This window comes from Tabrizicola sp. (assembly GCF_016793705.1).
Lineage (GTDB): Bacteria > Pseudomonadota > Alphaproteobacteria > Rhodobacterales > Rhodobacteraceae > Tabrizicola.
This window is the reverse complement of sequence record NZ_JAEULO010000039.1, coordinates 1-24,242: the sequence shown is the minus strand read 5'-3', so window position 1 is coordinate 24,242 and position 24,242 is coordinate 1. Positions and strand designations below refer to the sequence as shown.

Genomic DNA, 24,242 nt, shown 5'->3' with positions numbered 1-24,242 from the left:
GGAACCGGGGGGTGCCCTCCAAGTGGCGGCATGGTCAACCGTTACATCCCGCTGGCGCTGCGGCACAGCCCGACCCCGCGCATCGAACATTTCGCCCTTCTCGCCGGATTGGAGGCTGCCGTGCGCGGCACGCTGATTTCGGCGATGCCGCTGGCGGTCTATGCCGCACTGGGCACGGCGCAGACCACCTCGCTGGTCTATTTCCTGGCCGGGATCGTCGCGCTGATCTGGGGGCTGATGGTGCCCTGGGCGACGCGGTTCATTCCGCGCCGCTGGGCCTATACCGGCGGTTGCCTGCTTTACGTGCTCGGCATGGCGCTGGCCATTCTGGGGACTGCCTGGTCGGTGCCGCTGGCACTGGTCTGCAACGCGATGGCAACGGCCACGACCTTCGTCTGCTTCAATGCCTATGTGCTGGACTATGTCGATCGCGGGAATCTGGGGCGCAGCCAGTCGACGCAGATGGTCTATGCCGCGACGCCCTGGGCGGTCGGTCCCCTGACCGGGGTCTGGCTGCATGACCACTGGGCGCCGGCGCCGTTCCTGCTGGCCGGGGCCTTCGCGCTGACGCTTCTGACCGCGTTCTGGATCCTGCGGCTGGGCAACGGCAAGCAGATCCAGCGCGCCCGGCGCCCGGCCGTCAACCCGCTGGGTTATCTGGGCCGGTTCTTCCGCCAGCCCCGGCTGATCGCGGGCTGGATGTTCGCGGTGATGCGGTCCTGCGGATGGTGGGTCTATGTCGTCTACTTGCCGATTTTCTGCATCGAGGCCGGGCTAGGAGACAAAGTCGGCGGTATCGCCTTGTCCATTTCGAACGCGCTGCTCTTCGCTGCACCGGCGTTGAACCGGCTTGGGCGCAGGCTGTCGGTCCGCCGGTCGGTGCGCGCGGCCTTCGGCTTCTGCGGGGCCTGCTTCGTGGCGGCCGGGCTCATGGCGCTGCTGCCCTGGGCGACCGTGGCGATGTGCATGGCGGCGTCGATCTTCCTTGTCACGCTGGACGTGGTCGGCGGCCTGCCCTTCCTGATGTCGGTCAAGCCATCCGAGCGGACCGAGATGTCGGCGGTCTATTCCAGCTTCCGCGACGTCTCGGGCATCCTCACGCCAGGCGCGGCCTGGCTGGTGCTGTTCGTCGCGCCGCTGCCGGGCATCTTCGTCGCCGCCGGGATCGGGCTGCTGGCGGCCTGGGCGGTCGCGGGGCAGCTGCACCCGAGGCTGGGCGCCGCACGTCCGTCGCGGGGCGGCATGGCGGGGGCCTGACCCCGTCCGCCTTCGTCTCACGCCCAGATCTTGCCGTGCTTGACCAACCAGTCGGCCGAGGCGAGCAGCGCGGCCTTCGGGGCGATGAACTCCATGCCCATCTCCTTCACGGCACGGGCGTTCGACACCCGCTCCAGATGGCCAAGCTTCGGCAGGATGGTGCGGATCGAGGGGTCCAGCAGGGCCAACAGGCGCACCAGCAGCTGCGGAGCCTCGCGCGTGGGGATACGGCGGGTCGGATAGGCGGCCTTCAGGGTCCGGCCCATGTCGACAAAGGCCATCGAGCCCGACGAGGCGATATAGCGCCGCCCGGCGGTCTCGGGCCGTTCGAGGGCCCGCAGATGCATCTCGGCCACGTCGCGGACATCGACGACCGGCTGGCCGACCTGCGGCATCATCGGGTCGCGGCCCTTCAGGATCCGCTCGACCAGCGCGAGCGAGGTGCCGTAATGCTCGTCCAGCGGCGGGCCGAAGACGAGGCCCGGATTGATCGTGGTCAGCTTCAACCCGCGCGCCTTGGCGATCTCCCAGGCGGCACGTTCGGCGAGCGTCTTGGACCTGGCATAGGGCGTGGTCGAGGGCAGGTGGGTGTCGCACCAGTCGGCCTCGTCCTGGAGGGTGTCGGGCTTGGCCTCGTTCAGGACGGCGACGGTGGAGGAGGTGAGGACCACACGGCCGACCCCGGCGGCGGCGGCGGTCTTCAGCACCCGCTCGGTGCCCTCGACCGCCGGGCGGATCACGGCGGCGGGGTCCTTCGGCTGCGCGCCGGGAAAGGGCGAGGCGGTGTGGACCAGCGCCGTGACGCCCTGGAAGGCATCGGCCCAGCCCGCGTCGGATTCAAGATCGGCCTGGACGAAGCTCAACTCGCCTGCATGTTCGGTCAGGTAAGGGGCAAGGGCGGCGCGGACCTCATCGGCCCGGTCCATGCGGCGAAGGGTGCCCCGGACGGCATGGCCTGCGTTCAGAAGCTTCAGCGCGATGTGCTTCGCGATGAACCCGGAAACGCCGGTCAGCAGCACCAACTCCATGCCCGCCCCCTGAAATGCACTGACCCCAGCATTAGGGGCAGCCGGGCGCAAATCAAGCGGTCACTCCAGAAGACGGCGGGCGATCACCTGCGCCTGGATTTCGGCGGCACCCTCGAAGATGTTCAGGATGCGCGCGTCGCAGAGGATGCGGCTGATCCGGTATTCCAGGGCGAAGCCGTTGCCGCCGTGGATTTGCAGCGCGTTGTCGGCGCTGGCCCAGGCGACGCGGGCGCCAAGAAGCTTGGCCATCCCGGCCTCGAGGTCGCAGCGCTTGTCGTGATCCTTCTGCCAGGCGCTGAAATAGGTCAGCTGGCGGGCGATCATGATCTCGACCGCCATCATGGCGAGCTTGCCTGCGATGCGGGGGAACTCGATCAGCGGCTTGCCGAACTGCTTGCGGTCCTCGGCATATTGCATCCCGGTTTCCAGCGCCGACTGCGCCACGCCGATAGCCCGCGCGCCGGTCTGGATCCGGGCGGATTCGAAGGTTTGCATCAACTGCTTGAAGCCCTGGCCCTCGACCCCGCCCAAGAGGTTTTCGCCATTCACCGCGAAGTCGTCGAAGTTGACGGTGTATTCCTTCATGCCGCGGTAGCCGAGCACCTCGATCTCGCCGCCGGAGAGGCCTTGGTCGACGAAGGGGGTCTCATCGGTGCCCGGGGTCTTCTCCGCCAGGAACATGCTGAGCCCGCGGTAGTCGGTAGTGCCTTCGACGCTGCGCGCGAGGACGGTCATGACATGGGTCCGGGCGGCGTGGGTGATCCAGGTCTTGTTCCCGGTGATCTCCCAGTCCTCGCCCGCCTTCCGGGCGCGGGTGCGCAGCGAGCCGAGGTCCGACCCGGTGTTCGGCTCGGTGAAGACGGCGGTGGGGAGGATCTCACCGGAGGCGAGGCCGGGAAGCCATTTCGCCTTTTGCGCATCGGTGCCGCCACAGAGGATGAGTTCGGCGGCGATTTCGCTGCGGGTGCCCAGCGAGCCGACGCCGATGTAGCCGCGCGAGAGTTCTTCGGAGACGACGACCATCGAAGCCTTGGAGAGGCCGAAGCCGCCGTAGGCCTCGGGGATGGTCAGGCCGAAGACGCCCATTCCGGCAAGTTCGGTGATCACTTCCATCGGGATCAGCTCATCCTTCAGGTGCCAGTCCTGCGCGCGGGGGATGACCTTTTCGTCGGCATAGCGGCGGAACTGGTCGCGGATCATTTCCAGCTCTTCGTCCAGCCCGGTGGCCCCGAAGGTCGCCCTTCCGTGGTTGTCGCGCATCAACGCCACCAGCGCCGCCCGCGCTGCAGCCGTGTTGCCCTGCGTGATCAGCTTGGCCGCCTCCGGGCCGGGCTGCCAGGTCAGGCCGAGGTCGGAGAGCCGGGCGAATTCCGTCTGGCTCATCGGAATGCCGCCCGCGATCTGGTTCAGGTATTCGCCAAAGCCGATCTGGAGGATCAGTGTCTCCATCGCGCCCAGTTGCCCGGCCTCGGCCAGTCGCCCGGCCCAGGCATTCAGCTGGCGCAGCGCCTCGACGTAAGTTGCCAGCCAGGACAGGGAATGCGCCTGGCACTGCTGTGCCTCCAGCGCCTGGTTCGACACCTTGCCGCCGGTCGAGACCTGCGCCTTCAGCCCGTCGCGAGCAGCTACGAACAGTGCCTCGACCTCGGGCAGGGCGGCGGCGGTGAGGGCGGAAAGGTCGGCGAGGAGCGGGGTCCGGGTCATGGCTTGTCCGTCTGGCATGGGTCGTCTCCGGCGGGATTCTGCACCTGCGAAGGACTAGCGCCTTCGCGACTGCAGCGCAACAAGATTTCAACATTGGTTGCCGTGGCGACTGAAAATGTCTTCGACGATTCAGGAGATCGCGCCACAGGCCTGAACGATTTCCGGCAGGGCAGCGGCGGGCACCACCTCGAATTCGGCGGCGTAAAGCCGGGTTTCGCCCTCCCAGGCCTCGAAGCGCCAGAGGCCGGGGATCAACTCGTCGTCGCGGTCGAAGCGGAAGAAGGCGAACTGCTCGCCGGTGTCGGAGAAGCTCGAGTCCCAGGTTTCAGGCGTGGCGCTACCGGGGCGGTAGACCCGCATCTCGCCGGAGGTAAAGACGCCGGGGGCCATCCGGGATTTGACCCCGAACGCAAGGCCGATGGCGGCGGGAACGATCTGGCGGTCGGGCCAGTGGAAGTCGATCATCCCGTCCGGGACATGGATCCAGCCCGAGAGTGTGCCGGGCGCAGGGCGCTGGTCCATCGCCTGAAGCGCGCAGAAGACGCCGACCCGCAGGCTCGCGACAAGCGGGTCGGCTTGCGGCGCGGCGGGATCGGCGTGAACGGGAGAGACCAGCGCGAGGGCGAGAGCAAGGGCCAGTCGTTTCATCCCGTCCTCCGCGTTCGATTCCGGCCAGTTCCGCTTTTCCTGTGGGATGGATTGCGCCACAAGGGTCGGGAAAGGGCAAGTCATGTTCGATCTGGTCTCTGGCGGGCTTTCCTCGCAGGCCTTCGCCGCGGCGCTGGCGGTGACGCTGTTCGCGGGTTTCGTGAAAGGGACGGTGGGTTTCGCGATGCCGATGATCCTTGTCTCGGCCTTCGCCGTCTTCCTGCCGCAGCACCTGGCGCTGGCAGGGCTGATCCTGCCGACGCTGGTCACCAACCTGAGCCAGGCCTTTCGGCAGGGGGTGGCTCCGGCGCGGGAGACGACCGTCACCTATCGCCGCTTCCTGATCGCGACGGTTGCTGGCATCGCGATCTCGGCCCCTTTTGCCGATGCGATCCCCCGCATGGCCTATCTTCTGATGCTGGGCCTGCCGATCACCATCTTTGCCGCCCTGCAACTGACGGGGCGAAGCCTTGCGATCCATCTGGACCACCGCGACCGGGCGGAATGGGCGCTGGGGGCGGTCGGGGGGCTTTATGGCGGGGTGTCGGGTATCTGGGGGCCGCCGCTCCTGGTGTTCCTCTTGTCGACCGGGGCGGACAAGGGGACGATGATCCGCGCGCAGGGGGTGGTGTTCATGATCGGGGCCGGTGCGCTTCTGGCGGCCCATCTGGGCACGGGGCTCTTGAATGCGCAGACGCTGGGCTTTTCCGCCGCGCTGTGCCTGCCCGCGCTGCTGGGGCTGTTCGTTGGCTACCGGGTGCAGGACCGGCTGGACCAGGCCCGCTTCCGCTGGTGGACCCAAGCGCTGCTGGTGATCACGGGGCTGAACATGGTGCGGCTGGCGCTGAGTTAGCTGACAGGCTTGTTGGCGCAGTCGGCGTAGTGCTTGCGATCAGCGCGGGTCGCACTGACCACCTCGAACTCCACCGCAAAAAGCTCGCGCCCGCCCCGTATGGCGGTGATGGTCCAGTCTCCAACGGGGCTGCCGTCGCTCAGGCCCAGATAATAGCCGTGAAAGGTGATGCGATCGCCCTGCATTTCAGTCTCCCAGGATTCACGCGTCTTGCCACCGGACCCAAGAGGTGGGTGATCGACAATGATGGTCACCGGTGCGCTGGAGCTTGGGTTCTCGCGGCCCAACACTCCGAACAGTAGCCCGTCGACGGCTGGAATGGTCTGGGTCGCGCTCCACAGGTCGGGATTGGACGAGTATCTTTCAACCGTCCCCTTGATCGTATCCTTGTCTGTGCTTGTGGTCGCGGGCGGGCGTTCGCAGAAGATGCCGAAACTCACCTCTGCGACGCGCTTCGTATCGTAGCGGGCGACTGGATCGGCATGGCCCGGTGCCGCAGCAAGACCGGCTCCAACGACTGCCACGATTAACTTGAGACTCATCCCGCCCAACCCCTTGCCTGCTCTACGAAATCGCCGCCGCCTTCACGTCAGCGTCGATGAAGGGCACGTACTGGGCAAAGTTCTTCTGGAACATCTCCACCAGTTTTCGGGCCTGCGCGTCATAGGCCGCTGGATCGGCCCAGGTGCGGCGCGGGTCGAGCAGCGCGGCGTCGACGCCGGGCACCGAAACCGGGACCTCGAAGCCGAAGTTCGGGTCCTTGCGGAAGCTTGCATTCGCCAGCGAGCCATCCAGAGCGGCGGCCAGAAGCGCCCGGGTCGCCCTGATCGGCATCCGCTTGCCGGTGCCATAGGCGCCGCCGGTCCAGCCGGTGTTGACCAGCCAGCAGGAGGCGCCGTGCTTGGCGATCTTGGCTTGCAGGAGCTTGCCGTAGACCTCCGGGCGGCGCGGCATGAAGGGGGCGCCGAAGCAGGTGGAGAAGGTGGGCTGCGGCTCGGTGATCCCGCGTTCGGTGCCCGCGGCCTTCGAGGTGAAGCCGGAGAGGAAGTGGTACATCGCCTGCGCGGGCGACAGCCGCGCGATGGGGGGCAGCACGCCGAACGCGTCGCAGGTCAGCATCACCACATGGCGGGGATGGCCGCCAAGGCCGGTGGCGCTGGCGTTGGAAATTGCGTCCAGAGGATAGGCGCAGCGGGTGTTTTCGGTGAGACTGCGGTTGGAAAAGTCCAGTTCCAGGGTCTCGGGGTCGTAGACCATGTTCTCCACCACCGTGCCGAAGCGGTGGGTGGTGGCGTAGATCTCGGGCTCGGCCTCGGGCGACAGGTCGATGGTCTTGGCGTAGCAGCCGCCCTCGAAGTTGAAGATGCCGCGGTCGGACCAGCCGTGTTCGTCATCGCCGATCAGGGTGCGGTCGGGCGAGGCGGACAGCGTGGTCTTGCCGGTGCCAGAGAGGCCGAAGAAAACGGCGGCGTCGACCGGGTTGCCGATGGCGTGGTTGGCCGAGCAGTGCATCGCCATCACGCCTTTGGCGGGGAGGAGGTAGTTCAGGACGGTGAAGACGGCCTTCTTGTTTTCGCCCGCATAGGCGGTGTTGGCGATCAGAACGGTCTTGTCGTCGAAGTTCAGCACGATGGCAGTATCGGTGCGGCAGCCGTGGCGGGCCGGGTCGGCCTTGAAGGACGGGCAGTTGATCACGGTCCATTCGGGCGCGAACCCGTCCAGTTCGGCCCGTTCGGGGCGGCGCAGCAGGTGGCGGATGAAAAGCCCGTGCCAGGCCAGTTCCGTCACCACCCGCACGTCGAGCCGGTGGATCGGGTCGGCCCCGGCGTAGAGGTCCTGAACGAACAGCTCGCGGCCCTTCACATGCTCCAGCATGTCGGCCTTGAGCCGGGCATAGGCCTCGGGCGCCATGGCGGCGTTGTTCTCCCACCAGATCGTGTTTTCCGTCGCCGCAGTGCGGACCACGAACTTGTCCTTGGGCGAGCGGCCGGTGAACTTGCCCGTCTCGCAAAGAAAGGCGCCACCCAGGCCCAGGCGACCCTCGCCGCGCGCAACCGCGGCCTCGACCAGCGCGGACTCGGCATAGTTGTAGTGGGCGACCGCCACACCCGTGATGCCTTGCGTCTCCAGCGTCTGATTGGGGTTCACGCGTCCTTGGATCATCCTGCAAGCTCCCGTGGCCACAAGGTGTTGTGGCGGTTCAAAATATTCGGCATCCGGGCCAATGAATGCCGCGACAAGCCCTTGTGGGGACCGGCCATAATGGGCCTATAGCATGGGATTTTCGCACGAGAATAGCGTGATTTCAAACAGTTAGCGCAATCATTCCGGCGTTAGCGCCACCAGAGGCCGGCAATGGCGAAATGCGACCGGAATTGTTGTCGTGATTGGCTAAATTGCCACCCTTTCCTCTGTTGTGTCCGGGGTGATTCGATTTTGTGTTGATTATCCGGTGGCGAGGTCCGAAAATGACCGCAAAACAATAAGGCAGCAGTTCTTGGGAGGCACGCAGATGTCCCGCATCGCCCTTGTCGACGATGACAGGAATATCCTGACCTCGGTCGCGATGACGCTTGAGGCCGAGGGCTTCGAGGTCGAAACCTACAACGATGGCCAGTCCGCCTTCGAGGCGTTCAGCCGCCGGATGCCCGACATGGCGGTCCTTGATATCAAGATGCCCCGGATGGACGGGATGGACCTCTTGCAGCGGATGCGGCAGAAAACCTCGATCCCGGTGATCTTCCTGACCTCGAAGGACGACGAGATCGACGAGGTTCTGGGCCTGCGGATGGGCGCCGACGATTACGTCAAGAAACCCTTCAGCCAGCGCTTGCTGGTCGAACGCATCCGCGCGCTTCTGCGCCGGCAGGAGGCGATCAACACCGGCGAGGCGGCGGCGACCGAGGAAACCCGGATGATGGAGCGGGGCGCGCTGCGGATGGACCCGCTGCGCCATTCCGTGACCTGGAAGGGGAAAGAGGTCGCGCTGACCGTGACCGAATTCCTGCTGTTGCAGGCGCTGGCGCAGCGTCCGGGTTTCGTCAAAAGCCGCGATCAGCTGATGGACGTGGCCTATGACGATCAGGTCTATGTCGACGACCGCACCATCGACAGCCATATCAAGCGGCTGCGCAAGAAGATGCGGACGGTGGACGACACCTTCTCGGCGATCGAGACGCTTTACGGCATCGGCTACCGTTACAACGAAGAGTAGCGCCGCCCTAAATGACCTCTGCGCCCCGGATTTCCCCCAGTGACCTGAAACCGAAACGGTCGGGCGACGTCCTTCTGGGCGAGGACTGGGTCTCGCCGGACGCCACGGTCGAGCGGCTGAAGGAAGGTCGCGCTGGGCGCAGCATCGTCGGGCTCAACCGTTCGCCGCTGGCGCGCAAGATCATCGTCTTCAACCTGACGGCGCTGGTGCTGCTGGCGGTGGGGGTTCTGTTCATGAACCCGTTCCGTGACAGCCTGGCGCTGCAACGCCAGCTCGGGATGGTCCGGCAGGCGGAGCTGATCGCCTCGGTCTACGAGGCACATCTCAGGACCGGAAACCTCGGCTTCGACTTCCGCACACCCTTGCAGGACATCGAGCTTGACCCGGTGCTGGAGGTCTTCGTCTTCGACCCGACGGGCGCGCTTCTCGCCTCGCGCGTGGGGCAGGGAACGGGGACGCTGGTGACAAACCCGGACCAGCCGACGATCCTGACCGATTTCCTGGAGGGCGTCTGGGACGTGGTGACGGTGCTGTTCCGGCAAAGCCGCGCCGAACGGACCGCCACCATCGACCCGGCGGACAACGCCCGCGCGGCTTTTGAAGGCGCGCGTGGCGGCGATGTGGTGACGCGCGTCACCCGCAACGGCGAGGGCAGCATCTATTTCACCGTCGCCACGCCGATCACCGTCGCAGGCGATCTGGTCGGCGTCGTGGCGGTCACCTCGAACAGCCAGGAGATCGACCGGCTGGTGCGCTATGAGCGCGAGCAGATCCTGCAGATGTTCCTTCTGGCCGTGGTGCTGTCGATCAGCCTCAGCCTGATGCTGGCTTCGACCATCTCGAACCCGCTCTCCGACCTTGCCGCCGCTGCCGAAGTCGGCCGCGACCGCGACTCGCGCCGCGTCGCGCCCAGCCGGGTTCGCATCCCCGACCTGGCCGCCCGGCCCGACGAGATTGGCCGCCTTTCGGTCGCCATGCGGGGCATGGTCTCGGCGCTGTATGACCGGATCGACGCCAACGAACAGTTTGCCGCCGATGTGGCGCACGAGATCAAGAACCCGCTGGCTTCGTTGCGCTCGGCGGTCGGCTCCTTGCGCTTCGTCAAGAAGGACGAACACCGCGACAAGCTTCTGGACGTGATCGAACACGATGTGCGTCGCCTGGACCGGCTGGTCAGCGACATCTCCAACGCCTCGCGGCTGGACAGCGAGCTGGTGAAGGAGGAGGAAGAGGAGTTCAACCTTCTCAAGACGCTGTCGAACCTCTGCCAGTACCTGTCGCAGCAGGCGGGCGAGAAGGGGGTGGATTTCATCATCGACCTGCCGTCCGATGCGATCAGCATCCACGGGCTTGAGGCGCGGCTGGCGCAGGTCTTCGTCAACCTTGTCACCAACGCGATTTCCTTCTGCGAGGACGGCGATGCCGTGCGCGTTTGGGCCCGGAGACGCGAGAACCGGGTGCTGATCGTGGTGGAAGATACCGGGCCCGGCATTCCGGAAGAGGCGCTGACCAAGGTCTTCAAGCGCTTCTACTCGGAACGCCCGCAGTCCGAGTTCGGCAAGCATTCCGGCCTTGGGTTGGCCATTTCCAAGCAGATCGTGGAAGCCCATGGTGGGGTGATTTGGGCCGAGAACATCCGCCCCACCGCCGCCGATCCGACTTCGGACCCGCTGGGTGCGCGTTTCGTCGTCGGCCTGCCGGTGTGACGGCGGCCAGCGACATCCTTCATGCCAGCTGCATTGCCGTGGAGGGGTGCGGCCTTCTGATCCTCGGACCGTCCGGCGCGGGCAAGTCGTCCCTGGCGATCCGGCTGATGGCTCTGGGCGCGGGCCTTGTTTCCGACGACCGCACCTTGGTTTCCGTTCGGGACGGCCGTCTTGTCGCCGATTGCCCCCGCGCCGCGATGAGGGGCCTGATCGAGGCCCGGGGTATCGGCCTGTTGCGGGCGCCCGTGGTCGACCCGGTGCCGCTGGCGCTTGCCATCGACCTTGGCCAGCCAGAGCCGGACCGGCTTCCGCCCTTCCGCACGGTCACGATTCTGGGAATTCAGCTTCCCCTTGTGCTGCACCCGCAGAATGACCATTTTCCCGACGCTCTGATGCTCTATCTTCGCCACGGACGGCAGAGATGACTTCGCCAGACCCCAGATGACACCCGACACCGCCCACGACCACCACCTCGTCTTCGTGACCGGCCCTTCGGGCGCCGGGCGGACGACGGCGATCCGCGTCCTGGAGGACCTGGGCTATGAAGGGATCGACAACATCCCGCTGTCGCTGGTGCCCCGGCTGGTCGAGGGAGCGCCCTTGGGCCGACCCATCGCGCTGGGGCTGGACGTGCGCAACCGCGACTTCAACGCCACCGCCCTGATCGAGCTGATCGACAGCCTGACCCGCGACCCCCGTGTGGACCTTGAGGTGCTGTATCTCGACTGCGCCCCCGGCGTGCTGATCCAGCGCTTCTCGGAAACCCGCCGCCGCCACCCGCTGGCCCCCAATGAAACCCCCGCGCAGGGGGTGGAGCGCGAGATCGACCTCCTCGCCCCGATCCGCGTGCGGGCGGACCACCTGATCGACACAACCGAACTGACCCAGCACGACCTGAAGGCGGAACTGGCGGCGATCTTCGACACCGCGCCGTCCGGGCGGCTGTCGGTCTCGGTCCAGTCCTTCAGCTACAAGCGCGGAACCCCGCGAGGGGTGGACATGATCTTCGACTGCCGGTTCCTGGCGAATCCCCACTGGCAGCCCACGCTCCGGGCGCTCGACGGACGCGATCCGGCGGTGGAAAGCTTCGTCCGCGCCGACCCGCGCTTCGACGAATTCTTCCGGCGGGTGAGCGAGCTTCTGCTGTTTCTCCTTCCGGCCCATCTGGAGGAAGGCAAGGCCCATCTTGCCATCGGCTTCGGCTGTACCGGAGGGCAACACCGGTCGGTTGCCATGGCGGAAATGGTCGGGAAGGCGCTTGCAGAGGCAGGCTGGCCGGTGTCAAAACGGCACCGGGAACTGGAACGCAAGGCTGCGACGCAGCAGTCCGACGCAACGAAGGTGGCAGGCGCTTGATCGGTATCGTGATCGTGGCACATGGCGGTCTGGCGCGGGAATACCTCTCGGCGGTGGAGCATGTGGTCGGGCGGCAGGACGGGGTGCGGGCAATCTCGATCGAGGATGACCACGACCGTTCCGCCAAGCAGGCCGAGATCTGCGCCGCCGCCGATGCGGTGGATACCGGGCAGGGCGTGGTGCTGGTGACGGATATGTTCGGCGGCTCGCCCTCCAACCTGTCGCTGCCCGCCTGCGCCACCACCGGCCGCCGCATCCTTTACGGCGCAAACCTGCCGATGCTGATCAAGCTTGCCAAGTCCCGCGATCTTGCCGTACCCGAAGCGGTGGCGGCCGCACTGGACGCCGGGCGCAAGTACATCAACAGCCTTGACCTGGGAGGTGGGGCTTGAGGGACGAGATGACCAGCCGCACCCTGCGCATCGTGAACGAAAAAGGCCTGCACGCCCGCGCCAGTGCCAAGTTCGTCGAAGTGGTCGAGGAGCACGAGGCCCGCGCCACCGTCGCCCGCGACGGGATCGAGGTTTCGGGCGATTCGATCATGGGGCTTCTGATGCTGGGCGCCTCGCGCGGGACGACGATCGAGGTGACATGCAGCGGCGACGAAGCGGAGAAACTCGCCGATGCGCTGGAGGCCCTTGTTGCGGCCCGCTTCGGAGAGGATTATTGAGGCGGATGCCCTGACTCGTTTCGGGCACTCTCCGGGGATAGCCGCTTAGTGACCGACCACAGCCAGATCGCCACCGAGACGCCGACGTCTGCGGCGGCTCCGGCTGACCGTCAGTACGACATGCGGCGGCTCAGCTACGCCGGGACCTTCAAGAATCCCTGGAAGGCCGGCACGATCCGCGCCATCGAATGGCTGACCGCCAAGGTCCAGCTCCTGCGCCTGATCCGCAGCTTTGAAAAATCGGGCGCCCCGCATGGCGCGCCGTTCTGGCCCAAGGCGATCCGCCACATGGGCATAAGAATCGACACCCCGCCCGATGAGATCGCCCGCATCCCGGCGACCGGGCCGGTGGTGCTGGTGTCGAACCATCCCTCGGGGCTGGTGGACGGCATGGTGCTGGCCGAGATGGTCAATCGCGTGCGGTCGGACTTCAAGATCCTCACCCGGTCCTTGCTGACCGGCATCCCCGAGGTCGAGGAATTCATGATCCCCGTCCCCTTCCCGCACGAGGACAACGCCCGGGAACTGGGCTTGCAGATGCGGGAAGAGACGCTGGCCCACCTGAAGGCCGGGGGGGTGATCATCCTGTTTCCGGCGGGCAAGGTCGCGATGTCCGAAGGCTGGTGGGGCCCGGCGGTGGAAGGCGAGTGGAACGTCTTCACCCACAAGATCGTCAAGTCCACCGGGGCGACGATCCTGCCGGTGTTCTTCCCCGGCCAGAACTCTCGCCTGTTCCAGATCGCCAACCAGCTGTCGGACACGATCCGGCAGGGGTTGCTGCTGTACGAGATCAAGCGCTGCCTGTTCCGGCCCACGCGGCCCGTGATCGGGGAGCCGATCCCGGCGGAGGAGCTGAAGAACTGGGAAGGCAACCCGAGGGGGTTCCTGGCCTGGCTCAGGGAGCATACGCTGGGGTTGAAAAACCAGGCGTAGGGTGTGTGCGAACCCACCATCCGCCCTTTCCATTCCGTACGGGACGGTGGGTTTCGCCCACCCTACTTGCCACAGTCGGTGCCTCGTAAGCGGCTATTCTATGACATAAGTCTTACTATGCCCGAACCTGATCCAGTCAACCAAGCCGGTCTCGCTATACAGAATCTCGATATACTTTTTCGTTCCGTCGTCATTGTATGGAAAGATATCGATCAGCGGCCGGCCGGGTTCGGCGTCTGCCGAATGCAGCACCGGGTAAAGCGGTGCCAGGATGGCAAGAACCTCTGCTTGGGTCATGCCCGTACGCAGTCGATCCACGCCGATGGGCTTTGTCGCACCATTAGGTGCAACAACAAAGCCATCTGTTGACTTGGCCGGGTCCGTCCTGTTGACGCAGGCTGAAAGGATCAGCAGGGCAGCGCCGAGAACAAACCAAAGCGGCAGCAACAACCAAACCCGCAGGGACGATCCAAAGCCCGCTGTGTTGTTGATGTCTCGAATCCTCTGCTCACTCACCGCGTCGGCACCGGCACCTCGCCCCGGTAGTCATAGAACCCCCGCTGCGTCTTCCGCCCCAGCCACCCCGCCTCGACATATTTCGTCAGGAGGGGACAGGGCCGGTATTTGGTATCCGCCAGCCCCTCGTGCAGCACGTTCATGATCGCGAGGCAGGTGTCCAGCCCGATGAAATCCGCCAGTTCCAAGGGCCCCATCGGGTGATTGGCGCCCAGTTTCAGCGACTCGTCGATCGACTTCACCGACCCCACGCCTTCGTACAAGGTATAGACCGCCTCGTTGATCATCGGCATCAGGATGCGGTTGACGATGAAGGCCGGGAAATCCTCGGCGCTGGCGGCGGTCTTGCCCAGCTTGCGGACCACCTCGTGCAGCGCATCCCAGGTCGCCTCGTCGGTGGCGATGCCCCGGATCAGCTCCACCAGCTGCATCACCGGCACCGGGTTCATGAAGTGGAAACCCATGAACTTCTCGGGCCGGTCGGTGCGCGAGGCGAGGCGGGTGATCGAGATCGACGAGGTGTTCGAGGTCAGGATGGTGGAGGGTTTCAGATGCGGCAGCAGGTCCTCGAAGATCGCCTGCTTCACCGTCTCGCGTTCCGTTGCGGCCTCGATGATCAGGTCGCAGGTCCCGAGGTCCGACAGCTTCAGCGTGGTCTTGATGCGCCCCAGAGCGGCCCGCTTGTCGGCGGGCAGCACCTTCCCGCGCGAGACCTGGCGTTCGATGTTCTTCTCGATGGTGGCCAGCGCCTTTTCCAGCCCCTCGGCGGAAATGTCGTTCAGAAGCACGTCATAGCCCGCCAGCGCGAAGACATGGGCGATGCCGTTGCCCATCTGCCCGGCGCCCACAATGCCAACCTGCTTGATCTCCATCGCCCGCTCCCTTCATCTCACGCCCCGGTTATGCCCGGCTGGCCCCCCCGGCGCAAGGCACGGGGGGAAATGCCTAGACCTTTAGCCAACCGCCCGATTTTAGCCATTCGGCAACCACTTCGGGCCAGGCTTTGCCTTGGGTAGACTGCAATCGGGTGTGTGATGTTGATGCTTGATGCGGGCGCGGGGGCGCTCGACTATTCGCCATGCCGGTACGGCGCGTCGAAAGCGGTGTTCCGCGGGCCCTTGCGTGATCTGTCGTGGCCCTATGTCGCGATGCTCGGCGGTTCAGCCACTTTCGGCAAGTATGTGGACCGGCCCTTTCCGGCGCTGGTGGAACAGACGCTGGGGCGGCAGGTGGTGAATCTCGGCGGGCTGAACGCCGGGCCGGATTTCTACCTGACCGATTCCGCCGCACTTGCGGTTGCCGCCGGAGCCTGTGCCGCCGTGGTGCAGCTGACAGGAGCCGAGGCGCTGTCGAACCCGTTCTATTCTGTCCACAGCCGAAGGAACGACCGCTTCCTTGCCGCGACACCCGCCCTGCGCGCCCTTTTCCCGCAGGTGGACTTCACCGAGATCCATTTTACCCGCCACCTGTTGCAGGTGCTGCGCCGGGCCGATGCCGGGGCGTTCGACCAGGTGGAGCTGGCGCTGCGGCAGAACTGGCTGGCGAAGATGCGGCTGCTGCTGGCGGGGCTTCCGGCCCGGCGGGTGCTCTTGTGGCTGGCCGACAGCCCACCGCCGGATCGGGCCGACAGCCTGGACCGCGCGCCCCTGTTCATCGACCGCGCGATGCTGGAGGCGCTTCGCCCCGAGGTGACGGCCATCGTCCTGACTACCCCGAGCCCCCGTGCCCGGGCCTTGGCCCCTTTCGACATGACCTACCCGGAGACCGAGGCCACCCAGGCCGCCTGCCTGCCCGGCGCGGCCGTCCATGCCGAGGTCGCGGAGCACCTGGCCCCGGTGCTGCGCGGCCTGATGTGAAAAGGGCCGCCTGAAGGCGGCCCGATGCCTAGGGTGTCGTGCTTGCACGCACCATGCTTTACAGCTTCGCGATCAACTCCGGCACCGCAGTGAAGAGGTCGGCGACAAGGCCATAATCGGCCACCTGGAAGATCGGCGCCTCTTCGTCCTTGTTGATCGCGACGATGACCTTGCTGTCCTTCATCCCGGCAAGGTGCTGGATCGCGCCACTGATGCCGACGGCCACATAAAGGTCCGGTGCCACGACCTTGCCGGTCTGGCCGACCTGCCAGTCGTTCGGCGCATAGCCCGAGTCGACCGCCGCGCGCGAGGCACCGACGGCGGCGTTCAGCTTGTCCGCCAGCTTCTCGATCAGCGCGAAGTCGGCCTGGCTACCCACGCCACGGCCGCCCGAAACGACGATCCCGGCCGAGGTCAGTTCGGGACGGTCGGACGAGGCGACCTTGTCCTCGACCCAGGCCGACATCCCGCCATCGACCGAGGCCGAGACCTTCTCGACCGGTGCATTGCCACCCTTGCCCGCCGCATCAAAGGTCGCGGTGCGGATGGTCATGACCTTCTTCGCATCCGAGGTCTTAACGGTCTGGATCGCGTTCCCGGCATAGATCGGCCGCTCGAAGGTGGAGCCATCGACCACGCCCAGCACTTCCGAGATCACCATCACGTCGAGAAGGGCCGCCACGCGGGGCAGCACCGATTTCGACAGCGCACCCGAGGCCGCCACGATATGCTCGTAGTCCCCGGCGAGCGACACCACCAGCGCGGCGGTGGGTTCCGACATGCCATGGCAATAGGCGTGGTCGTCGGCGAAGAGCACCTTCGCCACGCCGTCCAGCGTGGCCGCTTCCGCCGCTGCGGCATCGCCGCCCGTGCCCGCCACCAGCACGGTCACCGCGCCAAGCGATTTCACCGCGGTCAGGGTCTTTGCCACCTGGTCGGTCGCCAGTTTCCCGTCAACCACATCCGCCAGAAGAAGAACGGCCATCTCAGAGCACCCCCGCTTCGTCTTTCAGTTTCGCGATCAGCTCATCCACCGAGCCGACCCGGACCCCGGCCTTGCGGCCCGCAGGCTCCACGGTCTTCACGACCGTGAGGCGAGGGCTGACGTCCACGCCGTAATCGGCGGGGGTCTTGGTGGCGAGCGGCTTGGCCTTGGCCTTCATGATGTTCGGGAGCGATGCATAGCGCGGCTCGTTCAGGCGCAGGTCGACGGTGATGATCGTCGGCATGGAGACGGTGATCGTCTGCAAGCCGCCGTCCACTTCGCGCGTCACCTTGGCCTTGTCGCCCTCGATCGCCACTTCCGAGGCGAAGGTGCCCTGCGACCAGCCCAGAAGCGCGGCCAGCATCTGCCCGGTCGCGTTCATGTCGTTGTCGATCGCCTGCTTGCCGCAGAGGACGAGGCCCGGCTGTTCTTCCTTCACCACGGCAGCCAGAAGCTTCGCCACCGCCAACGGCTCGATGTCGGTATGCACGTCCGACGCCGCCTCGATCAGGATCGCGCGGTCGGCGCCCATCGCCAGCGCGTTGCGCAGCGTCTCCTGCGCCTGCTTGACGCCGATGGAGACGACGACAACCTCGGTTGCGACGCCTTTCTCCTTCAGCCGGATCGCCTCTTCCACCGCGATCTCGTCGAAGGGGTTCATGCTCATCTTGACGTTGGCAAGGTCGACCCCCGACCCGTCCGCCTTCACCCGCACCTTCACGTTGTAGTCGATCACCCGCTTGACCGGGACCAATACCTTCATGGCCGCACTCCTCATCCGACGTGGCCCAACGGGCCGAACAAGCTCTCGCCCGCCTGTTACCGGAAGGTGAAGCGGCGTAACAGAGCAAATACGACAGGTTTGCGCTACCGGACGCCGCGTTTTGATCGTGCACGGCGATCAGCCGCTCAGCGCGTCAGGCCGGGAACCCAGAGCACATCGGCCTTGCCGTCGTCGTTGGCGATCCGGCTTGCGACGAAGAACCAGTCCGACAGGCGGTTCAGGTAGCGGACGGCGTCGGGGTTCACGTCCTCCTCCGCGGCCAGTTCCACCACCAGCCGTTCGGCCCGGCGGCAGACGGTGCGGCAGAGGTGCAGCTGCGCGGCGAGGACCGAGCCGCCCGGCAGGATGAAGCTGCGGAGCGGCGTAAGACGCTCGTTCATCGCGTCGATCTCGCGCTCCAGTCGCGTGACCTGGCCTTCGATCATCCGCAGCGCCGGATAGTCCCGTGTCGCGTCCAGGTGCCGGTCAGGGGTGCAGAGGTCGGCGCCCAGGTCGAAAAGATCGTTCGAGATGCGCTTCAGCGCCTCGGCCATCTCGCCGCCAGCGTGCAGCCGGGCGAGGCCAAGGGTCGCATTGGTCTCGTCGACCGTGCCATAGGCCGAGACACGCAGCGAGTGCTTGGCGACCCGCGTGCCGTTTCCCAGAGCGGTCTGGCCCGCATCCCCTGTCCGGGTGTAGATCTTCGACAGGACGACCATTTTCAGCTCCTCGACCGCAGCCAGGCAAAGGCGACGATCAGCACGACCGCCACGAATTGTGCGCCGAGCCGCCAGCGCATGATCTTGTTCGCGTTGCGCTTGTTGAACTCTCCGCCCCTGGCGAAGGTGCCGATGCCGAACAAGAGGATGGCCAGCACGACGAGGCAGGCGATGGTCGCGAAGAGGAACAGCGGGTCGGAAAACATCGGCGACACTCCTTTGCCCCTGATCTAGGCGCGCGCGGCCGGAAAGCGAAGCCGAATTTCCGGCGCCGGTCGTGAGTCTAAAAATTTTCGCGAAAATTCTTAGACTCACCCCTTGGAAATGACCCAATCCAGCGCCCGCGTCGGCAGAAGCCTCCGGGCGAACCCCATCAGCCAGGTGGGCGTCGTCACATAGTAGCGCGGCTTCGGGCGGCGGTCCTCCAGTGCGCGGATCAGCTTCGCCGTCACCGCCTCGGGCCCCAGCTCGAAGCGGTCTTTCTTCACCTTCTTGTCGTAGAGCCGCCCGCGCAAGCTGACATACTGGTCCCGCCGGGCCGAATGTTCCCAGTCGATCCAGCGTTCGAAATGCGGCACGGCATTTTCGCGGATCTTCGTGGCGATCGGCCCCGGCTCGATCAGGATCACCTCGATCCCGGTGCCCCGCATCTCGATCCGCAGCACATCGGTCAGCCCCTCCATCGCGAACTTGGTCGCGACATAGGCCCCGCGCCAGGTCAGGCCGACCAGCCCGAGGACAGAGGAGCAATTCACGATCCGCCCGTATCCCTGCGCCCGCATGATCGGGATCACCCGGCGCGTCAGGTCGTGGTAGCCGAAGAGGTTGGTCTCGAAGATTTCCCGCAAGGCGCCCCGCGGCAGGTCCTCCACCGCGCCGGGGCAGGCGAAAGCGCCGTTGTTGTAGAGCGCGTCGAGCCTGCCGCCGGTCCGCGTCGTGACCTCATCCACCGCTGCGGCGATGCTGGCCTCATCGGCATAGTCCAGCGGGAAGCTTTCCAGCCCTTCGGCGCGCAGCCTTTCGCAATCCGCCTCCTGCCGACAGGTCGCGAAGACCCGCCAGCCGCGCGCCTTCAACCCTCGCGCAGCGTCAAGCCCGATGCCCGACGAGCATCCGGTGATCAGGATCGAACGTTCGCTCATCAATGCCCCCGGGCGAAAGGCCCGTCAGGGGGCCTCGGCGCTCAGGTAGCGCAATGCGACGAAGCCTTCCACCCCGTCGCCCTGGATCACGATCCGCGCCCAGTCGGCATCGACCGCCTGCACCATCAGCGTCGCCTCGCCGCTGGCCAGCCGCCCGACGATCTCTGCCTCGGTCGAGGGTTCCGCCCGGACGTTGACCGAGCTTGCGTTGACATACCAGATCGTCCCTTCGCCACCGTCCGGCACTTCCGGCGTGGCGGTTTCCGCTGCTGCGGGGGCCGCGGGCACCGCCTCGTTGCCGACCGAGGCCAGCGAGAAGACCGGCTCCTTCACCTCGGTCACGACCGTCCGGGCCGGTTCGACATAGGGTGCAGCCTCGGCCACGACGGTTTCCTCGACCGCAGCCATGTCCCCGGCCGCCGGAGCCGCCGCCGTCTCCACCGGCGCGACGGCTGAAGCCGCAGGCTCCACAGGTTCGGCGATAACGGGAGCAGCCGCCACGACCGGATCCGAATCATCCCCCAAATCGTCGCTGACCCCGGCCTGGGTCGCCCTTGCCGCCGCTTCGGCCAGGCCCGGGCGCAGCTGCCCCCGGTCTGCCCCGGCAATCATCAGGGCGGCATACATGCCAATACACAGAATCAAAGTCATGCGAAGCATTTGGGGTCCGTTCCTATTCTGCGCCGGTCTTAGCACAGGCCGGTCGCGAGAGTTGAAGAAAAATGCACAACCTTGGCGATGGTTCCGTGCTTCCGTTTGCCATCTGGACCGGCGGCATGGATTTGCCTACACAACATCCATGAGTGTTGACGACGACGAGCCCAAGATCGAGGGGCCGGAGGGCCTGACCACTTCCGAGCCGCTCTCCCGCGCCATTGGTGAGCGCTACCTGACCTATGCCTTGTCGACGATCATGCACCGCGCCCTGCCCGATGCGCGCGACGGGCTGAAGCCGGTGCATCGGCGAATCCTCTGGGCCATGCGGCGGCTTAGGCTGACGCCCACGGGCGGCTTCCTGAAATCGGCCAAGATCAGCGGCGACACGATGGGGGATTTCCACCCCCACGGCGACCAGGCGATCTATGACGCGATGGCGCGGCTCGCGCAGGATTTCAACATGCGCTACCCGCTGGTCGACGGGCAGGGCAACTTCGGCAACATCGACGGCGACAACCCGGCGGCCAGCCGCTACACCGAGGCCCGCGTCACCCACGCCGCCGAGGCGCTGATGGAAGGCATCGACGAAACCGCCGTCGACTTCCGCCCGAACTACGATGGCCGCCTGGAAGAGCCGGTGGTGTTGCCCGCCGCTTTCCCGAACCTTCTCGCCAACGGCTCCTCCGGCATCGCAGTGGGCATGGCGACGAACATCCCGCCGCACAACCTGGATGAGCTGATCGACGGCTGCCAGGCGCTGCTTGCCGACCCCGCCCTGACCGACGAGGCGCTGGTCGCCCTGATCCCCGGCCCGGATTTCCCGACCGGCGGGGTGATCGTGGAGCCGCGCGACTCGATCCTCGACGCCTACCGCACCGGCCGCGGCGCCTTCCGCCTGCGCGCCAAGTGGCAGGTGGAGGACCTGGGCCGCGGCACCTGGCAGATCGTCGTCACCGAGATCCCCTTCCAAGTGCAGAAGTCCAAGCTGATCGAGAAGCTGGCCGAGCTTATCCAGATCAAGAAGGTGCCCCTCCTGGCCGACGTGCGAGATGAGTCCGCCGAGGATATCCGCCTTGTCCTGGAACCCCGCGCCCGGAGCGTCGACCCGGACGTGCTGATGGGCAGCCTGTTCAAGAACTCCGACCTGGAAGTCCGCTTCTCGCTCAACATGAACGTGCTGATCGACGGCAAGGTGCCGAAGGTCTGTTCGCTGAAGGAAGTGCTGCGCGCCTTCCTCGACCACCGCCGCGACGTGCTGCGGCGGCGGTCGCTGCACCGGATCGAGAAGATCGACACCCGGCTGGAGGTGCTTGAGGGACTGCTGATCGCCTTCCTGAACCTCGACCGGGTGATTGACATCATCCGATACGACGACGACCCGAAGGCCGCCTTGATGGCTGAGGACTGGTCGAAATCGCACGTCAGGGCCACGTCGGAACGGGATTACCAGCCCCCCGCGAAGGGCGGCGAGGGCCAGCTGACCGAGAACCAGGCCGAGGCCATCCTCAACATGCGGCTCCGCAGCCTGCGGCGGCTGGAGGAGATGGAACTGAACGCCGAGCGCGACGCCCTGATGAAGGAACGCGCCGACCTCGCCGACCTTCTCGACAGCGACCGCCGCCAGTGGAAGCGGATCGGCAAGGAACTGGACGAGGTCCGCAAGATCTATGGCAAGGGCACCGCATTGGGCGCCCGCCGCACCCAGTTCGCCGATGCGACCGAGATCGAGGACATTCCCTACGAGGCGATGATCGACCGCGAACCGATCACCGTGATCTGCTCGAAGATGGGCTGGATTCGGGCGATGAAGGGCCATGTCGACCTTGGGCAGGAGCAGAAGTTCAAGGACGGCGACGGTCCCCGCTTCGCCTTCCATGCCGAGACGACCGACAAGATCCTGCTGGTGGCCGAGAACGGCCGCTTCTTCACCCTCCTCGGCGCCAATCTCCCCGGCGGGCGCGGCATGGGCGAACCCGTCCGCCTGATGGTGGACCTCGCCAACGACACCGGGATCACCGATCTGCTGGTCTACCGCCCGGGCCAGAAATACCTGCTCGCCTCCAGCGCGGGTGACGGGTTCATCGTGCCGTCCGAGGAACTGCTGGCCCAGACCCGCGCCGGAAAGGCGGTGCTGACGGTGCGGGATGGCGTGAAGACCGCCGTCTGCACTCCGGTCGCGGGCGACAGCATCGCCGTCGTCGGCGACAACCGGAAAATGCTGGTTTTCCCGCTGTCCGAACTGCCGGAAATGGCCAGGGGCAAGGGTGTCAGGTTGCAGAAGTACAAGGACGGCGGCTTGTCGGACGCGATCACCTTCACGAAGGCCGAGGGCCTGAGCTGGAAGGACCCGGCCGGGCGGACCCGCACGGAAACCGACCTGATCGAATGGACCGGCGCGCGGGCCAGCGCCGGCAAGATGGCCCCACGCGGGTTCCCACGGGACAATCGCTTCACCTGAGCCGCCGCTCGTCGTTCGACTTCGTCGCTCCTCGCAGGTCGCGCGCCTCCGAGGAGAAGCCGAAGGCGCACGACGAGGGTTGGCGTCAGACTCCCTCCACCTTCAACCACACCCCGCCCTGCGGCCTGAGCGTCAGGATCATCACCGGCTTCGGCTCCCGCCCCGGCACCGGAGAAAACCGGAACCGCGCCAGCAGCGTCGCCAGGATGATCACCGCCTCCTGCAGGGCAAAGGACGCGCCGATGCAGACGCGGGGGCCGTCGCCGAAAGGCAGGTACTGGAACCGGGGCACCGCCTTCGCATCGGCGAAGCGGTCCGGGCGGAAGGCGTCGGGATCGTCCCACAGCAAATGGTTTCGGTGCAGCGCATAGATCGGCAGGATCACTGTGTCGCCTGGGCGGACCTCGCGCCCGCACAGCGTATCTGCCGCCATCGCCGTCCGCGACAGGAACGCCGCCGGGGGATACAGCCGCAATGCCTCGTCCACGATCCGCCGGACAAGGGGCAGGGCCGGGAGGTCCGCCACCGTCGCCGCCCGCGCGCCCAGAACCGCCGATGCTTCCTCACGCGCCGCGTCCTGCACGGCGGGATCGAAGGCGCAGAGATAGAGCGCCCAGCTGAGCGTCAAGGCCGTCGTCTCGTGCCCCGCGACGATGAAGGTCAGAAGGTTGTCGCGCAGCTCTGCCGTGGTCATCCGCCGCCCGCTCTCCGGGTCGGACCCGGCCATCAGCAGGTCCAGCAGGTCCGGCGGCGCCTTCGCCCCCTCCACCCGCCGCGCCTCGATCGCCCGGTCCGCCAGCCGCTTCGTCGCCCGCATCGCGCTGCCGGTGAAAAGACGATTGGGTCGGGGCACCCAGGGCGGCACCCCCATGATGTCCAGCAAAGACACTTTCGCCGTCGCCCCGATATACTGCTCGATGGCCTGATGCACCGCCCCCCGGTCGAAGCCAGACCCGTCCGAGAAGGTGACATCCGCGATCACCTCGAAGGTCGCCGCGACCATCTCCTCGAACAGGTCCGCCGCCCCGCCGGCCCGGTCCAGCCGCGCCACCGACCGCTCGGCCGCCGCCGTCATCACCGGCCCCAGCGCGCTCACATGGCGGTGCGAGAAGACCGGTGCCGCCGTCCGGCGCTGCCACATCCACTGCGCGCCTTCCGCCACGAACAGGCTGTCTCCGATGGCGGGCTCCAGGATCAGCTTCGTCACCACCGATTTGGGGTAGTCGTCCACCCGGTCGCGCAAGACCCGCTTCAATCCCTCCGGGTCCATCAGCATGTGCCAGCGCTTCCCCGTCCGACCCGACAGGATCGGCACCCGCGTCGCCACCTCGGGGATAAGTTCCAGCACGTTGCGCTGCGCCGCGCGGAAGCTCTGCCAGACGCCCATCGGCTTCGTATGCAGGGGAACGCGGGCGGGTAGGGGGGCGGGAACCTGAAGCATGGCAGGAAACATAGGCCGCCCCGCCCGCCCGGCCAAGCGCCGCCCCCGATCAGGCTTGAAATTCCCGCGCCCAAGGGCTAAGTCGCCGCCGGTATCACCACGGGCCGCAAAGGTCCGATCTGAGCAAGGGCGGAAAGCGCAATGGCGAAGGCAAAGTTTGAACGTAACAAGCCGCATGTGAACATCGGGACCATCGGTCACGTTGACCACGGCAAGACGACGCTGACGGCGGCGATCACCAAGTATTATGGCGAGTTCCGGGCCTATGACCAGATCGACGGCGCGCCGGAAGAGCGGGCGCGGGGGATCACCATCTCGACCGCGCACGTGGAATAC

General features: G+C 66.3%; 26 protein-coding genes. 12 read left to right on the top strand and 14 right to left on the bottom strand.

Annotated elements, in window-relative coordinates; genetic code table 11:
- Positions 1–30 precede the first annotated feature (30 nt).
- Entirely contained in the window at positions 31–1,257 is a 1,227-nt protein-coding gene (locus JNJ68_RS08880) for an MFS transporter (RefSeq protein WP_294981595.1), read from the top strand.
- Between the two features lie 17 nt (positions 1,258–1,274).
- Here JNJ68_RS08880 and JNJ68_RS08875 read toward each other — a convergent pair whose 3' ends face one another.
- The 3 genes from JNJ68_RS08875 to JNJ68_RS08865 form a co-directional block, all read right to left on the bottom strand.
- The gene (locus JNJ68_RS08875; protein WP_294981593.1) at positions 1,275–2,285 is read right to left on the bottom strand and encodes an aldehyde reductase; all 1,011 of its coding nucleotides are present in this window, start codon (positions 2,283–2,285) and stop codon (positions 1,275–1,277) included.
- A 60-nt stretch (positions 2,286–2,345) separates the two neighbouring features.
- The gene (locus JNJ68_RS08870) at positions 2,346–4,007 is read right to left on the bottom strand and encodes an acyl-CoA dehydrogenase family protein (RefSeq protein WP_294981590.1); all 1,662 of its coding nucleotides are present in this window, start codon (positions 4,005–4,007) and stop codon (positions 2,346–2,348) included.
- Positions 4,008–4,118: 111 nt separating this feature from the next.
- Entirely contained in the window at positions 4,119–4,637 is a 519-nt protein-coding gene (locus JNJ68_RS08865) for a DUF3859 domain-containing protein (protein ID WP_294981587.1), read from the bottom strand.
- An 82-nt stretch (positions 4,638–4,719) separates the two neighbouring features.
- Between JNJ68_RS08865 and JNJ68_RS08860 the strand changes: the two genes are divergently transcribed.
- Positions 4,720–5,490 (top strand): sulfite exporter TauE/SafE family protein, encoded by a 771-nt coding sequence (locus JNJ68_RS08860; protein WP_294981584.1) that lies wholly within the window; start codon positions 4,720–4,722, stop codon positions 5,488–5,490.
- Here the strand turns inward: JNJ68_RS08860 and JNJ68_RS08855 are convergent.
- Both JNJ68_RS08855 and JNJ68_RS08850 read right to left on the bottom strand, forming a co-directional pair.
- Complete coding sequence (locus JNJ68_RS08855) at positions 5,487–6,032, bottom strand: DUF3859 domain-containing protein (RefSeq protein ID WP_294981581.1); 546 nt, start codon at positions 6,030–6,032, stop codon at positions 5,487–5,489. The two genes, JNJ68_RS08860 and JNJ68_RS08855, sit on opposite strands and share 4 nt — an antisense overlap.
- 22 nt (positions 6,033–6,054) lie before the next feature.
- Complete coding sequence (locus JNJ68_RS08850; protein ID WP_294981580.1) at positions 6,055–7,653, bottom strand: phosphoenolpyruvate carboxykinase; 1,599 nt, start codon at positions 7,651–7,653, stop codon at positions 6,055–6,057.
- Positions 7,654–8,002: 349 nt separating this feature from the next.
- On the opposite strand from JNJ68_RS08850, the gene JNJ68_RS08845 reads away from it, so the two are divergent.
- From JNJ68_RS08845 to JNJ68_RS08815, 7 genes are read left to right on the top strand one after another with little or no spacing between them, the layout of a single operon-like run.
- Positions 8,003–8,704 (top strand): response regulator transcription factor, encoded by a 702-nt coding sequence (locus tag JNJ68_RS08845; RefSeq protein ID WP_294981577.1) that lies wholly within the window; start codon positions 8,003–8,005, stop codon positions 8,702–8,704.
- Positions 8,705–8,715: 11 nt separating this feature from the next.
- Complete coding sequence (locus JNJ68_RS08840; RefSeq protein ID WP_294981574.1) at positions 8,716–10,410, top strand: sensor histidine kinase; 1,695 nt, start codon at positions 8,716–8,718, stop codon at positions 10,408–10,410.
- Positions 10,407–10,835, top strand: coding sequence for an HPr kinase/phosphatase C-terminal domain-containing protein (locus JNJ68_RS08835; protein ID WP_294981572.1), 429 nt, complete (start codon positions 10,407–10,409; stop codon positions 10,833–10,835). The genes JNJ68_RS08840 and JNJ68_RS08835 overlap by 4 nt, the downstream gene beginning before the upstream one ends.
- A gap of 16 nt (positions 10,836–10,851) precedes the next feature.
- Positions 10,852–11,766, top strand: coding sequence for an RNase adapter RapZ (gene rapZ / locus JNJ68_RS08830; protein ID WP_294981569.1), 915 nt, complete (start codon positions 10,852–10,854; stop codon positions 11,764–11,766).
- Complete coding sequence (locus tag JNJ68_RS08825) at positions 11,763–12,158, top strand: PTS fructose transporter subunit IIA (protein WP_294981568.1); 396 nt, start codon at positions 11,763–11,765, stop codon at positions 12,156–12,158. The genes rapZ and JNJ68_RS08825 overlap by 4 nt, the downstream gene beginning before the upstream one ends.
- Before the next feature lie 8 nt (positions 12,159–12,166).
- A complete protein-coding gene (locus JNJ68_RS08820; RefSeq protein ID WP_294981566.1) occupies positions 12,167–12,436 on the top strand; it encodes an HPr family phosphocarrier protein in 270 nt (89 codons plus the stop codon).
- Positions 12,437–12,484: 48 nt separating this feature from the next.
- Complete coding sequence (locus JNJ68_RS08815) at positions 12,485–13,369, top strand: lysophospholipid acyltransferase family protein (protein WP_294981564.1); 885 nt, start codon at positions 12,485–12,487, stop codon at positions 13,367–13,369.
- Positions 13,370–13,462: 93 nt separating this feature from the next.
- Here JNJ68_RS08815 and JNJ68_RS08810 read toward each other — a convergent pair whose 3' ends face one another.
- Both JNJ68_RS08810 and JNJ68_RS08805 read right to left on the bottom strand, forming a co-directional pair.
- Positions 13,463–13,885, bottom strand: coding sequence for a hypothetical protein (locus JNJ68_RS08810; RefSeq protein ID WP_294981563.1), 423 nt, complete (start codon positions 13,883–13,885; stop codon positions 13,463–13,465).
- Complete coding sequence (locus JNJ68_RS08805) at positions 13,882–14,757, bottom strand: 3-hydroxybutyryl-CoA dehydrogenase (protein ID WP_294981561.1); 876 nt, start codon at positions 14,755–14,757, stop codon at positions 13,882–13,884. The genes JNJ68_RS08810 and JNJ68_RS08805 overlap by 4 nt, the downstream gene beginning before the upstream one ends.
- 162 nt (positions 14,758–14,919) lie before the next feature.
- On the opposite strand from JNJ68_RS08805, the gene JNJ68_RS08800 reads away from it, so the two are divergent.
- Positions 14,920–15,741 (top strand): DUF6473 family protein, encoded by an 822-nt coding sequence (locus tag JNJ68_RS08800; RefSeq protein WP_294981558.1) that lies wholly within the window; start codon positions 14,920–14,922, stop codon positions 15,739–15,741.
- A 58-nt stretch (positions 15,742–15,799) separates the two neighbouring features.
- Here JNJ68_RS08800 and JNJ68_RS08795 read toward each other — a convergent pair whose 3' ends face one another.
- From JNJ68_RS08795 to JNJ68_RS08770, 6 genes are all read right to left on the bottom strand, one after another.
- Positions 15,800–16,726: an FAD-binding protein gene (locus JNJ68_RS08795; protein ID WP_294981555.1), complete on the bottom strand. Its 927-nt coding sequence runs from the start codon at positions 16,724–16,726 to the stop codon at positions 15,800–15,802.
- Position 16,727: 1 nt separating this feature from the next.
- Entirely contained in the window at positions 16,728–17,489 is a 762-nt protein-coding gene (locus tag JNJ68_RS08790) for an electron transfer flavoprotein subunit beta/FixA family protein (RefSeq protein WP_294981552.1), read from the bottom strand.
- 146 nt (positions 17,490–17,635) lie between these two features.
- Positions 17,636–18,208 (bottom strand): cob(I)yrinic acid a,c-diamide adenosyltransferase, encoded by a 573-nt coding sequence (locus tag JNJ68_RS08785; RefSeq protein ID WP_294981549.1) that lies wholly within the window; start codon positions 18,206–18,208, stop codon positions 17,636–17,638.
- 2 nt (positions 18,209–18,210) lie between these two features.
- Complete coding sequence (locus tag JNJ68_RS08780; protein ID WP_294981546.1) at positions 18,211–18,414, bottom strand: twin transmembrane helix small protein; 204 nt, start codon at positions 18,412–18,414, stop codon at positions 18,211–18,213.
- A gap of 105 nt (positions 18,415–18,519) precedes the next feature.
- Positions 18,520–19,350 carry an SDR family oxidoreductase gene (locus JNJ68_RS08775; RefSeq protein WP_294981544.1) on the bottom strand — a complete coding sequence of 277 codons (831 nt, stop codon included), beginning with the start codon at positions 19,348–19,350 and terminating at the stop codon, positions 18,520–18,522.
- A 24-nt stretch (positions 19,351–19,374) separates the two neighbouring features.
- Positions 19,375–20,001, bottom strand: coding sequence for an SH3 domain-containing protein (locus tag JNJ68_RS08770; RefSeq protein ID WP_294981541.1), 627 nt, complete (start codon positions 19,999–20,001; stop codon positions 19,375–19,377).
- A 148-nt stretch (positions 20,002–20,149) separates the two neighbouring features.
- Here JNJ68_RS08770 and parC point away from each other — a divergent pair, with 148 nt between their 5' ends.
- Positions 20,150–22,465, top strand: a complete 2,316-nt coding sequence (gene parC, locus JNJ68_RS08765; RefSeq protein ID WP_294981538.1) for a DNA topoisomerase IV subunit A — start codon at positions 20,150–20,152, stop codon at positions 22,463–22,465.
- Between the two features lie 85 nt (positions 22,466–22,550).
- Here the strand turns inward: parC and JNJ68_RS08760 are convergent, their stop codons facing one another.
- Positions 22,551–23,906 (bottom strand): cytochrome P450, encoded by a 1,356-nt coding sequence (locus JNJ68_RS08760; protein WP_294981535.1) that lies wholly within the window; start codon positions 23,904–23,906, stop codon positions 22,551–22,553.
- A gap of 141 nt (positions 23,907–24,047) precedes the next feature.
- Here JNJ68_RS08760 and JNJ68_RS08755 point away from each other — a divergent pair.
- A partial coding sequence (locus JNJ68_RS08755) for a GTP-binding protein (protein ID WP_294981532.1) occupies positions 24,048–24,242 on the top strand: 195 nt, incomplete at its 3' end.

Bases quoted from the DNA above. Each gene is read 5' to 3' on its own strand.
- JNJ68_RS08880 (WP_294981595.1), top strand. From the start codon at position 31: ATGGTCAACCGTTACATCCCGCTGGCGCTGCGGCACAGCCCGACCCCG.
- JNJ68_RS08875 (WP_294981593.1), bottom strand. From the start codon at position 2,285: ATGGAGTTGGTGCTGCTGACCGGCGTTTCCGGGTTCATCGCGAAGCAC.
- JNJ68_RS08870 (WP_294981590.1), bottom strand. From the start codon at position 4,007: ATGCCAGACGGACAAGCCATGACCCGGACCCCGCTCCTCGCCGACCTT.
- JNJ68_RS08865 (WP_294981587.1), bottom strand. From the start codon at position 4,637: ATGAAACGACTGGCCCTTGCTCTCGCCCTCGCGCTGGTCTCTCCCGTT.
- JNJ68_RS08860 (WP_294981584.1), top strand. From the start codon at position 4,720: ATGTTCGATCTGGTCTCTGGCGGGCTTTCCTCGCAGGCCTTCGCCGCG.
- JNJ68_RS08855 (WP_294981581.1), bottom strand. From the start codon at position 6,032: ATGAGTCTCAAGTTAATCGTGGCAGTCGTTGGAGCCGGTCTTGCTGCG.
- JNJ68_RS08850 (WP_294981580.1), bottom strand. From the start codon at position 7,653: ATGATCCAAGGACGCGTGAACCCCAATCAGACGCTGGAGACGCAAGGC.
- JNJ68_RS08845 (WP_294981577.1), top strand. From the start codon at position 8,003: ATGTCCCGCATCGCCCTTGTCGACGATGACAGGAATATCCTGACCTCG.
- JNJ68_RS08840 (WP_294981574.1), top strand. From the start codon at position 8,716: ATGACCTCTGCGCCCCGGATTTCCCCCAGTGACCTGAAACCGAAACGG.
- rapZ (WP_294981569.1), top strand. From the start codon at position 10,852: ATGACACCCGACACCGCCCACGACCACCACCTCGTCTTCGTGACCGGC.
- JNJ68_RS08820 (WP_294981566.1), top strand. From the start codon at position 12,167: ATGACCAGCCGCACCCTGCGCATCGTGAACGAAAAAGGCCTGCACGCC.
- JNJ68_RS08805 (WP_294981561.1), bottom strand. From the start codon at position 14,757: ATGGAGATCAAGCAGGTTGGCATTGTGGGCGCCGGGCAGATGGGCAAC.
- JNJ68_RS08800 (WP_294981558.1), top strand. From the start codon at position 14,920: ATGTTGATGCTTGATGCGGGCGCGGGGGCGCTCGACTATTCGCCATGC.
- JNJ68_RS08795 (WP_294981555.1), bottom strand. From the start codon at position 16,726: ATGGCCGTTCTTCTTCTGGCGGATGTGGTTGACGGGAAACTGGCGACC.
- JNJ68_RS08790 (WP_294981552.1), bottom strand. From the start codon at position 17,489: ATGAAGGTATTGGTCCCGGTCAAGCGGGTGATCGACTACAACGTGAAG.
- JNJ68_RS08785 (WP_294981549.1), bottom strand. From the start codon at position 18,208: ATGGTCGTCCTGTCGAAGATCTACACCCGGACAGGGGATGCGGGCCAG.
- JNJ68_RS08780 (WP_294981546.1), bottom strand. From the start codon at position 18,414: ATGTTTTCCGACCCGCTGTTCCTCTTCGCGACCATCGCCTGCCTCGTC.
- JNJ68_RS08775 (WP_294981544.1), bottom strand. From the start codon at position 19,350: ATGAGCGAACGTTCGATCCTGATCACCGGATGCTCGTCGGGCATCGGG.
- JNJ68_RS08770 (WP_294981541.1), bottom strand. From the start codon at position 20,001: ATGACTTTGATTCTGTGTATTGGCATGTATGCCGCCCTGATGATTGCC.
- parC (WP_294981538.1), top strand. From the start codon at position 20,150: ATGAGTGTTGACGACGACGAGCCCAAGATCGAGGGGCCGGAGGGCCTG.
- JNJ68_RS08760 (WP_294981535.1), bottom strand. From the start codon at position 23,906: ATGCTTCAGGTTCCCGCCCCCCTACCCGCCCGCGTTCCCCTGCATACG.